The sequence below is a fragment of the Nocardia sp. NPDC057663 genome (assembly GCF_042799895.1).
Taxonomy (GTDB): domain Bacteria; phylum Actinomycetota; class Actinomycetes; order Mycobacteriales; family Mycobacteriaceae; genus Nocardia.
In genome coordinates, this window is record NZ_JBHVHX010000001.1 from 284,978 (window position 1) to 298,021 (window position 13,044).

General features: G+C 68.4%; 14 protein-coding genes and 1 tRNA gene. 11 read left to right on the top strand and 4 right to left on the bottom strand.

The window, feature by feature from the left end; genetic code table 11:
• Positions 1–127 precede the first annotated feature (127 nt).
• The 5 genes from ACFVAV_RS01400 (at position 128) to ACFVAV_RS01420 (ending at position 3,824) form a co-directional block, all read left to right on the top strand.
• Entirely contained in the window at positions 128–643 is a 516-nt protein-coding gene (locus ACFVAV_RS01400) for a hypothetical protein (protein WP_379028355.1), read from the top strand.
• 87 nt (positions 644–730) lie between these two features.
• Positions 731–2,038, top strand: coding sequence for a serine hydrolase domain-containing protein (locus tag ACFVAV_RS01405; protein WP_379028357.1), 1,308 nt, complete (start codon positions 731–733; stop codon positions 2,036–2,038).
• A 187-nt stretch (positions 2,039–2,225) separates the two neighbouring features.
• Positions 2,226–2,600, top strand: coding sequence for an SHOCT domain-containing protein (locus ACFVAV_RS01410; RefSeq protein ID WP_379028359.1), 375 nt, complete (start codon positions 2,226–2,228; stop codon positions 2,598–2,600).
• A gap of 141 nt (positions 2,601–2,741) precedes the next feature.
• Complete coding sequence (locus ACFVAV_RS01415) at positions 2,742–3,473, top strand: GntR family transcriptional regulator (protein WP_379028361.1); 732 nt, start codon at positions 2,742–2,744, stop codon at positions 3,471–3,473.
• 63 nt (positions 3,474–3,536) lie between these two features.
• Positions 3,537–3,824 carry a hypothetical protein gene (locus ACFVAV_RS01420; protein WP_379028363.1) on the top strand — a complete coding sequence of 96 codons (288 nt, stop codon included), beginning with the start codon at positions 3,537–3,539 and terminating at the stop codon, positions 3,822–3,824.
• A gap of 44 nt (positions 3,825–3,868) precedes the next feature.
• On the opposite strand, the gene ACFVAV_RS01425 is transcribed toward ACFVAV_RS01420, so the two are convergent.
• Genes ACFVAV_RS01425 through ACFVAV_RS01435 form a run of 3 tightly spaced genes read right to left on the bottom strand, consistent with a single transcriptional unit; the run spans position 3,869 to position 7,672 of the window.
• The gene (locus ACFVAV_RS01425; protein WP_379028365.1) at positions 3,869–5,464 is read right to left on the bottom strand and encodes a GMC oxidoreductase; all 1,596 of its coding nucleotides are present in this window, start codon (positions 5,462–5,464) and stop codon (positions 3,869–3,871) included.
• A gap of 49 nt (positions 5,465–5,513) precedes the next feature.
• A complete protein-coding gene (locus tag ACFVAV_RS01430; protein ID WP_379028367.1) occupies positions 5,514–6,143 on the bottom strand; it encodes a DUF305 domain-containing protein in 630 nt (209 codons plus the stop codon).
• Positions 6,140–7,672 carry an LVIVD repeat-containing protein gene (locus ACFVAV_RS01435; RefSeq protein ID WP_379028369.1) on the bottom strand — a complete coding sequence of 511 codons (1,533 nt, stop codon included), beginning with the start codon at positions 7,670–7,672 and terminating at the stop codon, positions 6,140–6,142. The genes ACFVAV_RS01430 and ACFVAV_RS01435 overlap by 4 nt, the downstream gene beginning before the upstream one ends.
• A 180-nt stretch (positions 7,673–7,852) precedes the next feature.
• Here ACFVAV_RS01435 and ACFVAV_RS01440 point away from each other — a divergent pair, with 180 nt between their 5' ends.
• The 3 genes from ACFVAV_RS01440 to ACFVAV_RS01450 all read left to right on the top strand — a co-directional run bounded on the left by ACFVAV_RS01440 (position 7,853) and on the right by ACFVAV_RS01450 (position 8,988).
• Positions 7,853–8,455, top strand: a complete 603-nt coding sequence (locus ACFVAV_RS01440; protein ID WP_379028371.1) for a TetR family transcriptional regulator — start codon at positions 7,853–7,855, stop codon at positions 8,453–8,455.
• A 138-nt stretch (positions 8,456–8,593) separates the two neighbouring features.
• Positions 8,594–8,749 carry a DUF6131 family protein gene (locus tag ACFVAV_RS01445; RefSeq protein ID WP_378851436.1) on the top strand — a complete coding sequence of 52 codons (156 nt, stop codon included), beginning with the start codon at positions 8,594–8,596 and terminating at the stop codon, positions 8,747–8,749.
• 35 nt (positions 8,750–8,784) lie between these two features.
• Positions 8,785–8,988, top strand: a complete 204-nt coding sequence (locus ACFVAV_RS01450; protein WP_379029892.1) for a hypothetical protein — start codon at positions 8,785–8,787, stop codon at positions 8,986–8,988.
• Positions 8,989–9,023: 35 nt separating this feature from the next.
• Here the strand turns inward: ACFVAV_RS01450 and ACFVAV_RS01455 are convergent, their stop codons facing one another.
• Positions 9,024–9,470, bottom strand: coding sequence for an SRPBCC family protein (locus tag ACFVAV_RS01455; protein WP_379028372.1), 447 nt, complete (start codon positions 9,468–9,470; stop codon positions 9,024–9,026).
• Between the two features lie 163 nt (positions 9,471–9,633).
• Here ACFVAV_RS01455 and ACFVAV_RS01460 point away from each other — a divergent pair, with 163 nt between their 5' ends.
• The 3 genes from ACFVAV_RS01460 (at position 9,634) to ACFVAV_RS01470 (ending at position 12,871) form a co-directional block, all read left to right on the top strand.
• Entirely contained in the window at positions 9,634–11,121 is a 1,488-nt protein-coding gene (locus ACFVAV_RS01460; protein WP_379028374.1) for a peptide MFS transporter, read from the top strand.
• Positions 11,122–11,170: 49 nt separating this feature from the next.
• The gene (locus ACFVAV_RS01465) at positions 11,171–12,682 is read left to right on the top strand and encodes an amino acid permease (RefSeq protein ID WP_379028377.1); all 1,512 of its coding nucleotides are present in this window, start codon (positions 11,171–11,173) and stop codon (positions 12,680–12,682) included.
• A gap of 115 nt (positions 12,683–12,797) precedes the next feature.
• Positions 12,798–12,871: transfer RNA gene (locus ACFVAV_RS01470), tRNA-Leu, on the top strand.
• Positions 12,872–13,044 lie beyond the last annotated feature (173 nt).

A 13,044-nucleotide genomic window follows, 5' to 3' on the forward strand; every position in this document is an offset into this window, starting at 1 on the left:
CCGGCCCGACGTCTCGGTTGATCATCGAAATCGCTACCGCGAGCTGACGACACCCGCTCACAGCCAGTACGGTCGATATGTTCGGTTCCGGTGCGATCCGGGCCGGCGGTCCCGAGGGAGGAGAGACATGAGACATCGGGAACGAGTGGGGGTAACCACGGCACTCGTGGCCGTCGCGACCGGAATGGTCCTGGTGGCCTGCACCAAGCAGGTGCCAGGCGACGCCCAGGCCAACCAGACCGACCTCGCCTCCTACACCTCCGAGGTGGCCGCTTCCTCGGTGGCACGCGTGAAAAAGGCCAACGACACGGCCTGCGACGGACTGCGCGCGGCCAACAAGAGCTCGGTGACCGCGTTCAACGCCTACATCGACGCCAGCAACACCAGGGCGCCCGACACCGACACCAAGGCCAACGACGCGGTCGCCACGCTGCGCAACAACGCCAAAGACCTCGGCCGCAAGATCACCAACGATGTGATCCCGACGCTGGCCGAACCGCTGCGCTCCTACCGCGACAACACCAACACCCTCGCCGACACCCTCGAACGCCGCGCGCCCACCGACGAACTCAACGATGTGATCGACACGTTCAACGCGGCCAAGGACACCGCGATCGACGTCTGCAAGCCCTACGGAAGCTGAGCCTCAGTAACGAGAACGTGATCGTTCACGATTCCCTCCCGGAATCTCTTTCTGGAGGGTTTAGTGCACGGCTATCTGAAATATGTTGTGGCAGCAGCGGTTACCGCGCTGGCGCTCACCTCGGGAGCGCTGCTGCCCGCTACGGCGCAGGCCGACCCGGTCACCGCGAAGCAGTGTGAGGTCAGCTCGGGCCGCGCGCCGCAGACCGCGACGCCCGCCGAGGCCGCCCTCGACCCGGACCGCGTCGCCGCCGCCATGAACCTGGCGATCGACACCACCCGCTTCAACATCCAGCTCTACCGCAACAACTGCCTGGTGGCCGGTGGCCCGCGCAATGCCGAATCCGGTGGGGTGCCCTGGAATCTGTGGAGCGGGACCAAGAGCGTGGTGGCGCTGGTCGCGGGCCTGGCGGTGGATGAGGGCCGCCTGCTCATCGACGAGCCGATCGACCGCTATCTGCCCGCGGGTCTCGGCGACGAGGCGCACCGGGCGATCACCGTGCGCAACCTGCTCACCGAGTCCTCCGGGATGGAGGTCGCCGTCGCCGCCGAGGGCGCGACCGGGCTGGCCGCGCTGGATCCGAATGTCGTCGCCCAGGCGCTGGCGATGCCGATCGAGCGCCCGCAGGGCACCATGTTCCGCTACAGCCAGCGCGCGGTCGACCTGCTCGTCTACGTGATCGGGCAGGCCGTCGGCGAGGACTTCCAGACCTTCGCGCAGCGAAAGCTGTTCGACCCGTTGGGTATCGCGCGCAGCGACTATTTCTGGGCCCGCGATCGCGCCGGAAACACCTACGGCCACGCGCATCTGATCCTGCCGCCGGACGATTTCGCGAAACTCGGTCTGCTGGTGGGCAATCGGGGACGCTGGAACGACCGGCAGGTGATCTCGGACGACTACATGCGCGCGGCGCTGTCCCCCTCGGCGAGCATGCCCTGCTACGGCTTCCTCTTCGTGATCAACGGCGCGCCGTGCCGCCTCGAGTTCCCCGGCCTGCCCGACGACGCGGTGAAGATGTCGGGCATGCTGCGCAACGACAGCTACATCGTTCCCAGCCTTGGGCTGATGCTCAACTGGACCGGTGTCGCGACGCCGGGCGCCTCGTCGACCTACACCCACAATGTGATGCGCACGCTGGTCTCGGCCTTCGTCGACAAGCAGCTGCCCGACCCCGGCCCGTACCAGGAGCGCCCGGACGTGAGCGTCACCGATCCGATGATCGCCCGCCCCGACGCGTTCTTCGGCACCCTCGGCATCGGCCCGTACGCCTACCCGGGCTGTAGTTTCGTCGACTGCCTCGGCGAGACGCCGAAGCCGCCGTTCTCCGACTGGCCGCCCGGCTGCGTCGTGCTCGGCTGCGTCGGCAGCAACCCCGCCACACCCGGCATCCGCTGAATCGTGACGTGGCGGCACCGGAGCCGCCACCTGCGAAGCAAACCCACCCGCGCGTACGCTGACGGGTGGTCACCCTGAACAGGGTTGGCACAATGCTCGAAGACCGGCAAGTTTCCAGCTATATGCGTGCTTCAATCGATCGTCCGAACCGGGGCGAACCGATCCGTGTCCAAACGCGAGGTGTGTCATGTCATTCTGGGAAGTGCTCTGGCTCATCATTGTGAGCTTCGCTTTTGTCGCCTACCTGCTCATGCTGTTCATGATCATCGGAGACCTGTTCCGGGATCACAAGACCTCGGGCTGGATGAAGGCCCTCTGGATCATCTGCTTGCTCTTCCTCCCGTTCCTCACCGCGCTGGCGTACCTGATCTTCCGCGGCCAGGGCATGGCGGAGCGCTCGAGCGCCGAGGTCAAGCAGATCCAGCAGGCGCAGGATTCGTATATCAGGGAGACCGCGGGCACCAATCCCGCCGCGCAGATCGCCGATGCCAAGAGGCTGCTCGACGAAGGCTCGATCACCCAGGCCGAATTCGAACAGCTCAAGGGTAAAGCGCTCTCCTGAGCCCTGGGTTCCACCGAATGCCTCGCCTGCCGGCCTCCCGGCGCGCGAGGCTTTCGTCGTTTGTCGCGGTCGCGTATTCTCGAACGAACCGGACAGGACCAGTAGGGACCGGTGCACCGCTCGCGAGAAGGAGCCGCCCTCATGCCCGCACCGCTGCGCGACAGCGCAGTGCCCAAACACGAACAGCTGCGCGCGATCCTGTTGCAGAAATGCACGCGCGAGCTACAGCCGGGCGACCTGATGACCAGCGAACGCAATCTCATGCAGGATTACGGCGTCAGCCGGATCACCGTACGCGAGGCGATCGGCCAGCTGGTCAACGAGGGCTATCTGGTGCGGGTGCGCGGCAAGGGCACCTTCGTCGCGCACCGGCCGGTGCAGTCACGACTGCATCTGGCCTCGTTCACCGAGGAGATGCGCGCGCTCGGGCATCAGCCGACCACCCTGGTGCTCGTCGCCGAGGAGGCGGTGCCGCCGGAGGCCACCGCCCGCGCGCTGCGGCTGCCCCAGGACGCGCGCGCCTATCACGTGCGCAGGCTGCGGCTGGCCGACGAGGAGCCGGTCAGCGTCGACGACGCCTGGTTCAATCCCGAGCTGCTGCCCGGCCTGATCTCGCACGACCTCGCCGGCTCGATCTACCGGACCACCGCCGACCGCTACGGCCGGCCCATCGAGCGGGCCGTGCAGACCGTCGACGCCCAGGCCGCCGAGTCCGGCGTCGCGATGCTGCTCGGGGTCAAGAAGGGCGCTCCCGTCCTGCATTTCGACCGGGTGTCGTTCAGTGCCGAGGTGCCGATCGAGCACACCCAGAGCTGGTACCGCGCCGACCGCTATCGCGTGCAGATGGAAGTCGGCCGGCCATCACAGGTATGAAACTGTCATATTTCAGATACCGTATGAGCGCTATCACAGCGAAGTGCTCGGAGGTATCACCCCATGTCCATCCGTAAGTCCACCACCCGGGCAGGCCTGCTGGCCGTGCTCGCCGCGGGAGCCGTGCTCGGCACCGGCGGCACCGCCAACGCCGTCGGCGGTCTCGATTGGGACCTGCTCCCCTCCGGTTCGGTCGAGATCGGCCCGCCCACCGGCAGTTCACTGGGCTCGGTCGACGCCGACTTCGGCAGCGGCACCGGCTCCTTCGACGCCGACCTCGGCTCCAGCGGACCACGCCCGCCCGCGACGGGCTCGGCCGCGCTGCCCGGAATCCCCGGCTCCGCAGGCTGATCCACGTTCGGCGCGCCCCCTTCCGGCGGCGCGCCGAACCCCGCTCAGATGAGCGTTCCCACGTCGGTACGGACCAGATTCTCCAGCGCGCGTTCGGCGACCGCGGCGATGGTCATCGACGGATTGCAGGCCGCGGTGTTGCCCGGCATCAGCGCGCCGTCGATGACGTAGAGGCCGCGCTGGCCGAGCACCCGGCCGTCGAGGTCGCAGACCGAACCCATATTGGCGCCGCCGAGCGGATGCCAGGTGGACGGGAACAGCGCGTTGGTGTCGATGAGCAAGCTGTCAGGGCCCGCGATGCGCTGCACCGCGGGGCCGATGTGGCCGTCCTGGATGGCCTGGTCACCGTCGCCGGGCCAGCGCAGGGTCGCGATGTCGGCGCCTGATTCGTAGACGAACTCACCGCGCCCGGTGCTGACGCCGTAGCCGACGAGCATGGTGGCGCCCGGGTCGACCGGCAGCGACGGGATCGACGCCTGGATGACGGTGAACGCGGAATTCGGGTCGTCCCAGTTCTTGCTGCCGTACACGACCGGACCACCCTGCGCCGCACCGAATCCCGCGGACGCGTTGCGCCACACATAGATCCGGTCGGCATTGGTGCCCCAGCCGCGACCCAGCTCGTCGGGCAGATCGGGAATGTGCCCCAAGGCCGCCGCGCGCACGAGCATCCGGGTGGTGTTGAGACTGCCCGCCGCGAGCACCAGCGCGCCGGTGGTGATGACCTTGTTCTCCAGCACCGTGCCGGCGAGGTCGACCCGGTCGACACGCACCACCCAGCGACCGTCGGCCGCGCGCTCGATCTCGGTGACCTCGTGCAGGGTCTGCACGTCGACCAGGCCGGTCGCCTCGGCCGCCGCGACATAGGTGACGTCGACGGAATGCTTGCCGCCGTTGTTCACCCCCATCGCGCCGTCGCCGTTGGTGTAGGACGGCGTCATCTCCCCGCGCAGTTCGGCGAGGGCGTAGTTCCAGTCGATCGGCATGGGGATCTTCGACAGCGGCATCCCCGCGCCGCGTACCCGGTCGGCGAAAACCCTGGCTGCGGTGTAGTTCCGGTGGGCGATCAGTTCGTCGGGCGCGGTGGCGAGCCCGAGCATCCTGGCCACCTTCGGGTAGTGCACCCGGTCCATCCGGTCCCAGTCCATCCCGGCCGGGAAGTGGGTCTCGAACACCTCGCGGGCCGGCTGTAGCGACATGCCCTGGTAGATCAGCGAGCCGCCGCCGAGGCCGGCCGCGCACAGCGCGGTCATCCCGGCGCCCGGCACCGCCTCCACCAGACCGGCGTACCGCTCGAACAGCAGCGGCTGCCCGAACACCACCGGATCGGAGCGGTACCAGAGCAGGCGCTTGTCGGGGCGGGTGGCCAGCGGGAAGGTCTGGGCGTTCGGGCCGGTCGCCCAGCGCCTGCCCCGCTCCAGCAGCAGGACCGGAACGCCCGCCTCGGCCAATCGCAGCGCGGTCACCCCGCCGCCGAAGCCGGACCCGATCACGACGACCCTGCGGTCCTCGTGGGTGAGCGGGATGCCGGTGGTGCGGTGGGCGATACCGGGCCGTGCCGCGGCGGTGCCTGCCGTGGCGAGGGTGAGACCTGCGGCGGCAGCACCGGTCAGCAGGGTACGGCGTGTCAACTTTGACATTCGGGAGACCTTCATCGGGGGTTGGGAATCGGTGTTTCGAGCAGTTCGCTCAGGCGCGGCGGTCGAGCAGCAAGCCGAGCAGGCCGGCCTCGCGGCCCTGGCCGGTGATCATGTCGCGGGCCGCGCGCTCGACTTCCCCCCCGTCGAGCAGCGCGTCGGCCGCCGCGGCCATCTCGATGCCGCCGTAGTGATGTCGCTGCATGAGTCGCAGGAACAGGACTTCGGCCCGGCCGCCACGCGCGGTGGCGAGTTCGTCGAGTTCGGCGGTCGTCGCCATCCCCGGCATCGTCGAATGGTGCCGGGCGAGATCGACCCCGGCGTGCTGATGGGCCCCACGGGGCCGCATCCACGCCATCGGATCGGTGCCGGTGACGGGCGCGCCTGCCAAACGCAACCAGCCGAGCAGCATGCCCAGCTCGGTGCGCTGGGTGTCGGCGATCTGCCCGGCCAGCGCGACGACCGACGGGTCGGCGCCCCGATCGAGCCGCTGGACCAGCACGATGGCCTGGCTGTGGTGCGCCACCATGTCCTGGACGAAGCCGATCTCGGTGGCGGTCAGGACCGGCGCCGCGGCGACCGTGCCCACGGGCAGCAGTGGGCGCAGTGCGGCGCCCATGGCCAGCAGCAGCGCTACCAGCCCGGCCAGGGCGGCCACCCGGAATCCGCTGTGCCTGTTCATGATCCGGTGGTCGAGGACTGGTCGGCGGGCGGGGTGTACACCTCGGGCGCCAGTTCCAGCGCGAGGAAGCCGTTGTCCGCGCAGGTGGTCCACAGTTGATTGCCGCGCCATTCCGGCGGCGAGAAGCACCAGTCGGTCGACAAATCGCCGAAAGCCAGTGTGCCGGTGCGTGAGCTGAGCGCCTGCGCGGGATCGAAGACGCCCTGCAACATCGACTGGGCCAGCGTCGGCGCCGCCAGCAGCGGCGGACCGATGATCGAGGCGAGCGCGTGCGGCGAGTTCCACAGCCCGGCTTGCTCGCCGGTGCGGGCGGGCGGGTTGAAGTAGCCGATCTCGCGGATGGCGCCGGGGTCGCGGACATCGAAGACCCGGATGCCCGAGGAGGTCCAGCTGCAGGCCAGCGCGGTCGGGTCCACCGGGCGGTCGGCCGCGCAGTAGTGCGCGTCGTAGGCGAACAGTGAGCCGCCCGACGCCGAGGCGACCATGCTGTCCTGGTTTTCGGGCAGGTTGATCGCGAGCTTGATCGACTGCGCGAGCCGGGGGCGTCGCTCGTCGGAGACGTCGATGAGCTTCACCCCGCCCGAACCGGCCTCGTCGACGGCGAACACATAGGGCGTCCCGCCGTAGGTCACCGGGACGGCGTGCTGGGTGGCCCAGCCGTCGGTCCACGGCATGTCGGCGAGTTCCGGGACGCGCGGTTCGGGATCGCGGCGCTGCACCGCGGCGACGTCGAGGATCTTCAGCCCGCCCATATTGTTGGCCAGATACATCCGATTGCCGTCGGGCGAGAAACCGAACCCGTGCATGGACAGACCCAGCAGGCCCTGCCAGATCACCCGTGGGTTGGCGGGGTCGGTGAGATCGACCGCGCTGAGCAGGCCCGGCGCCGTGCCCGAGGCCCAGTAGGTGCGGCCGTCCGGGGAGAAGCCGCCCTCGTGCGCGGTGATCGGCACCGGCAGCGCGAGATCGGTGCCGGGGCCCGGATTGAGCAGCCGGGGATGCGCGCAATCGGAGATGTCGTAGACCGAGAGCAGGCCGGCGCCTGTCAGCGCCGGAACACCCGCGCCGACAAGCAGTTTGCGCGCGGCATTGACCTTCAGGCTCTCCCAGGTCCCCGCCAGCATCGCGGGCTCGGTGAGGGTGGTGGTGTGCACCGGCGCGGACGGATCGGCGACGTCGAGGACCCGGACCCCCTCGTCGGGACCGAGCAGGTTGCCGGGGAAGAAGGTACCGATATAGGCGCAGTGGTCGAAGGTCACCGAGGTGATGCCGCCGCCACTGCCCGCGGAACTGCCGAGCATCCGCATATTGCAGCGGAATCCGTCGCGGGAGCGCCCGCTGTCGCGGTCGGCGGCGGGGACGTCGCCCTGCAGACCGGTTTCGGGCAGGGAGCCGGGAAGACAGTCGGCGGTGTGCGCGGCGGGTGCACCGGCCGCGGGTGGCACGGCGGCGGTGCCGAGTGGCATCAGCAGCACCGCCACCGCGGCGAGGCCGTAGCGGCGGGCCGCGGGAGTGAACAGACGAGTCATGGAATTGTCGCCGGCCCCGCGAACAGGGCCGCCTTTCTTTCGCCTGCGAGCTGTTCCGCCGCCGCGCGGCAGCGGCGGAAGACCTCGCCAGTGGTTGGGTGTCGCTTCGTTCAGACGAGGCGTGCACCGACCTCATCCAGCGGTAACTGGGTTACCGCTGCGCGACGCTACCATTTAGCGGTGAGCAGCGGACCAGAATTGGATGCATCGGCGAAGATCATCGCGGTGGTGCTGGATCTGCTGAACACCGAGGGCTACGACGCCGTCCAATTGCGTACCGTCGCCGCGCAGGCCCACGTCTCGCTGGCCAAGATCTACCGGCTCTTCCACACCAGGGACGAGCTGATCATCGCCGCGCTCCAGCAGTGGATGGATGCCAACGCCTACGCGGACGTGACCCCACCCGAACCCGACGAATCCGTCCGCGACAGCCTGACTCGCCTGCTGCGCACCGTTTTCGAGCCGTGGGAGCGCAATCCCAAGATGCTCGAGGCCTACCACCACGCCCGCACCGGCCCCGGCGGCGAACGCCTCGACAGCCAGGGCCTCGCCGCGGCGCTCCCGGTCGCCGAGGTCGCCCTGCGTGATCTCGACCCCGACTACCTCAACGATCTCGGCCTGATCATGGGCAATATGGCGCTGGCCCTGATCGGCCGTTTCGCCGCGGGCACCCTGCCGATCACCGAGATCCTGGCCACCTTGGAACGCACGGCCTACCGGATGACCGCCGACAACGCGACGGCGTCCCGGCGCGGCGCCGCCCCCGGGCCGGAGACCCACTGACCGCGCCCCGGCGATTTCCACAGACCCATTCCAGCGCAACCCATACCTGTTTCCGATCGGCACGACCGGGCATACGCCCGATGTGGCGGACTCTCCGGCACATCCAGACGTAGATCCCATACCGAACAGGTGAGCTCAGTGATTATTCTCGGCGCAATACTCCTCATTCTCGGACTCGTCCTCGGCATCTCGCTGCTGACCACCATCGGCGTGATCCTGCTGGTCATCGGCGTCGTCCTCGCCCTGGTCGGCGGCATGGGCCGTCCGATCGGCGGCCGGCGCCACTGGTACTGATCCCAGCCGGACTTTCCCCAGGAGACATCATGAACATGCCCCGCATCATTTCGATCCTGGTGCTGGTGTGGCTGGTGATCGGCGTTATCGCCGCAGGTCAGCGCGGCTACCTCACCGATCGTGAGCAGAACTGCGCGACGCTGGGCACCATCGCGGTGACGATGCTCGCCGGTCCGTTGAACTACATGGGGGTCAACCCCAAGGTCAGCGACTGCAAGCTGCCCGAGCCCAGCCAGTAGTCCGTCGCCACCCGGCCACTATCCGATCGGGGCCGTCACGAGTGCTGCGCCCGAGCCCGGATCAAATCCGCCAGCCGGTCCAGCGATTCCTGGTTGCGCGCGGCGAAGACGAGGTCCTGGGCCAGTCCGGGAATCAGCTGCGCCGGACCGCCGGAGGCGCGCTCGGTCATCCGGATGGTGGTGCGGCCCGGTTCGTCCTCGGTGAGCGTCAGCCGGATCCACGCCGACCCCACCGACCACAACCGCGCCTCCAGCTCCAGCCGATGCGGCGGGTCGACGGCCCGCACCACCGTGGTGTCGCTGATCAGCATCGGCCACAGCCCGAAGCGGTAATGGATGCGGCTGCCGACGGCGGGCCAGTCCGGGTCGACCCGGCCGATATGCGAGGCGCCGACCACCCAGCTCGCGTACAGCCAGCCGTCGGACAGGGTCGCGAAGGCCGCGCCGCGGTCCACCGGCACCGTGACTTCGGCAGTCAGCATGTCTGATTTCCTCGTCCGTCGCGGGAGTCGGGCCACTCCAGCGTAATTGGCGCGAGAGCCCGCCGCGCGCCGAGTTCCGCCGAGGTGAGACGGCACGGCGCGCCGGACCCGCGGAGATGCGGGAAAATTGCTGTACACCGTTTGGACGTGGGATCGTTCCCCTATGTCCACCGAAGAAACGCGGCTCGGCGACCCGCCAGGCCCCGCCGAGAAGGTCGCCGAACGCACCCTGTTCGGTCATCCGATCGGCTTGACCAACCTGTTCGGCGTCGAGCTGTGGGAGCGTTTCTCCTTCTACGGCATGCTCACCATCCTGGGCTATTACCTCTACTACTCGACCGCCGAGGGCGGGCTCGACCTAGACCAGAGCACGGCGCTGGGCATCGTCGGCGCGTACGGCGGGCTGGTGTACCTGTCGACCGTGCTCGGCGGCTGGATTGCCGACCGGGTGCTGGGGATGGAGCGCACCGTCTTCTACGGCGGCGTCGTGGTGATGGCGGGCCATATCGCGCTCGCGGTGCTGCCCGGGCTGACCGGTGTCGGTGTCGGTCTCGTGCTCGTCGCGCTCGGCAGCGGCGCGCTGAAGGCGAACGCGTCGTCTCTGCTCGGCACGCTGTACGCGCCCTCGGACGCGCGCGTCGACGGTGGCTTCACGCTGTTCTATCTCGGCATCAATATCGGCGCGTTCACCGGCCCGCTGCTCACCGGTCTGCTGCAGCGCGAGTGGGGCTTCCACGTCGGCTTCGCCGCCGCCGCGGTCGGCATGGCGCTCGGCCTGACCCAGTACGTGATCTTCCGGCGCAACCTGGGCACCCACGGCCGCGACGTGCCCAACCCGGTCACCAGCCGTGAGCTGACCCCGGTGCTGATCGGTGCCGCCGTCGCCGCGGTCGTGGCGCTGGTGGCCGTGACGGCCGGGCTGATCACGCTGGACAATCTCTCCGACGTCACCACCGGCGTCATCGTCCTCGCCTCGATCGCCTACTTCGCCGTGCTGCTCAGCAGCCCCAAGGTGACCCCCGTCGAGCGCACCAGGGTGCTCGCCTTCATCCCGCTGTTCATCGCCAACGCGGTGTTCTGGTCGCTGTTCCAGCAGATGTTCACCATGCTCGCGGTGTACTCCGACGAGCGCATCGACTGGCAGATCTTCGGCTGGGAAGCGCCGGCGAGCTGGATCGGCTCGGTCGAACCGGTGTGGATCATCGTGCTCTCGCCGCTGTTCGCGCTGATGTGGACCAAGCTCGGCAACCGGGCGCCGAGCACCCCGATCAAGTTCGCGCTCGGCGTCATCGGCATGGGCATCGCGTTCTGGCTGTTCGCGCTGCTGAGCGGATTCGAAGGCAAGACCGTCCCGGTGCTGGCGGTGTTCCTCATCCTCGGCGGCTTCGCCGTCTCCGAACTGCTGCTCTCGCCGATCGGTCTCGCGGTGACCACCCATCTCGCCCCCGCCGCGTTCCGCTCCCAGATGATGGCCCTGTACTTCTTCTCGGTCGGTATCGGCACCTCGATGGCAGGCACCCTGGCCCGCTACTACAGCCCCGACAGCGAGGCCGCCTACTTCGGGATCAGCGGCGCGGCCGCCATCGCGGCCGGTCTCGTCGTGGTCGCGTGCGCCCCCTGGATCAAGCGCCACATGCAGGGCGTGCACTGACCTGCCTCCGGGTAATCCCCGAAGACGTTCGCACAGAAGGAGAAAGACCGTGCCGACACCGGAAGCCACACCAGAGGCAGGCCGAACATCCGGCCGCGGGAGCGGACTGTTCCGCACCAAATCCGTCGAGCAATCGATCCTCGACACCGACGAACCCGATTCGAAACTCCGCAAAGACCTGACGGCCTGGGATCTCACGATCTTCGGTGTCGCCGTGGTCGTCGGTGCCGGTATCTTCACGCTCACCGCGCGCACCGCGGGCAATGTGGCGGGCCCGTCGGTCTCGCTGGCTTTCGTGTTCGCCGCGATCGCCTGTGGTCTCACCGCGTTCTGCTACGCCGAATTCGCCTCGACCGTGCCGGTCGCCGGCAGCGCGTACACCTATTCCTATGCCACCTTCGGTGAATTGGTCGCCTGGATCATCGGCTGGGACCTCATTCTCGAATTCGCGCTCGCCGCGTCGGTGGTCGCCAAGGGCTGGTCGCAATATCTGGGCACGGTCTTCGGATTCGAATCCGCCACCATGCAACTCGGCTCGATCACCTTCGACTGGGGCGCGGTCACGCTGATCGCGGTGCTCGGCGTGCTGCTGGCCATCGGCACCAAGGTGTCCTCGCGGGTGTCGGCGATCGCGGTCGCGATCAAGCTCGGCGTCATCGCGCTGGTGCTCGTCCTGGGCATCACCTATTTCAAGGCGTCCAACCTGAGCCCCTACATCCCGCCGTCGCAGCCCGCCGAGGACGGCGCGAGCGGCCTGCACCAGTCGCTGTTCTCGTTCCTCACCGGCGCGGGCGACAGCAACTTCGGCTGGTACGGCCTGCTCGCCGCGGCCAGCCTGGTGTTCTTCGCGTTCATCGGTTTCGACGTCGTCGCCACCGCCGCCGAGGAGACCAAGAACCCGCAGAAGGCGGTGCCGCGCGGCATCCTCGGTTCGCTGCTCATCGTGACCGTGCTCTATGTCGCGGTGTCGCTGGTGCTCACCGGCATGGTGCCCTACACCGATCTGGCCGGTGAGAACGCCACGCTGGCAACCGCCTTCGCGATCCACGGCGTCGACTGGGCCAAGAACGTCATCTCCATCGGCGCGCTGGCAGGCCTGACCACCGTGGTGATGGTGCTGTTCCTCGGCCAGACCCGCGTGCTGTTCGCGATGGCACGCGACGGGCTGCTACCGCGCTGGCTGGCCCACACCGGTTCGCGCGGCACCCCGGTTCGCCTGACCGTCATCGTCGGCATCGTCTGCTGCGTGCTGGCCGGCTTCGTCGACTTCGGCACCCTGGAAGAGATGGTGAACATCGGCACACTGTTCGCCTTCGTCCTGGTCTCGGTCGGCGTCATCATCCTGCGCCGCACCCGCCCCGACCTCCCCCGCGGCTTCCGCGTCCCCATGGTTCCCCTAGTCCCCATCCTGGGCGTCCTGTCGTGCCTGTGGCTGATGGTCAACCTCTCGGTGGACACCTGGATCCGCTTCATCGTCTGGATGGCCATCGGCTTCGTCGTCTACTTCGCCTACAGCCGCCGCCACTCCGTCCTCGGCAAGAAGTCGCCGACGGCCGACTGACCGGCACTGTCGGCGATAAGGTCGGACCGGCGCGGTCATCGGCGACACGCCGGGCCGACCTTGTCCACCGACAAGATTCCGGTACACCCGTACGAGTCGCTAGGCTGTCCGGGACGCCCCTATAGCCCAATTGGCAGAGGCAGCGGACTTAAAATCCGCCAAGTCAGGGTTCGAGTCCCTGTGGGGGCACTACAAAAGCGCTGGTAGGTGCGTTGCGCCACAGGTCAGGGCATAAATCCGGAGTCGTCACCCCGGCACTACCCCGGCGCGCGGGCAGGTAGACAGCCACAACGTCGGGCTGGCGAACAAGTTCGTCAGCATGAGGCGTGCCAAGAGGCTGCCACACGCCGGGCGCGAACGAT

Bases quoted from the DNA above. Each gene is read 5' to 3' on its own strand.
- ACFVAV_RS01420 (WP_379028363.1), top strand. From the start codon at position 3,537: ATGTCCATCCGTAAGTCCACCACCCGGGCAGGCCTGCTGGCCGTGCTC.
- ACFVAV_RS01410 (WP_379028359.1), top strand. From the start codon at position 2,226: ATGTCATTCTGGGAAGTGCTCTGGCTCATCATTGTGAGCTTCGCTTTT.
- ACFVAV_RS01450 (WP_379029892.1), top strand. From the start codon at position 8,785: ATGCCCCGCATCATTTCGATCCTGGTGCTGGTGTGGCTGGTGATCGGC.
- ACFVAV_RS01460 (WP_379028374.1), top strand. From the start codon at position 9,634: ATGTCCACCGAAGAAACGCGGCTCGGCGACCCGCCAGGCCCCGCCGAG.
- ACFVAV_RS01435 (WP_379028369.1), bottom strand. From the start codon at position 7,672: ATGACTCGTCTGTTCACTCCCGCGGCCCGCCGCTACGGCCTCGCCGCG.
- ACFVAV_RS01455 (WP_379028372.1), bottom strand. From the start codon at position 9,470: ATGCTGACTGCCGAAGTCACGGTGCCGGTGGACCGCGGCGCGGCCTTC.
- ACFVAV_RS01425 (WP_379028365.1), bottom strand. From the start codon at position 5,464: ATGTCAAAGTTGACACGCCGTACCCTGCTGACCGGTGCTGCCGCCGCA.
- ACFVAV_RS01415 (WP_379028361.1), top strand. From the start codon at position 2,742: ATGCCCGCACCGCTGCGCGACAGCGCAGTGCCCAAACACGAACAGCTG.
- ACFVAV_RS01430 (WP_379028367.1), bottom strand. From the start codon at position 6,143: ATGAACAGGCACAGCGGATTCCGGGTGGCCGCCCTGGCCGGGCTGGTA.
- ACFVAV_RS01400 (WP_379028355.1), top strand. From the start codon at position 128: ATGAGACATCGGGAACGAGTGGGGGTAACCACGGCACTCGTGGCCGTC.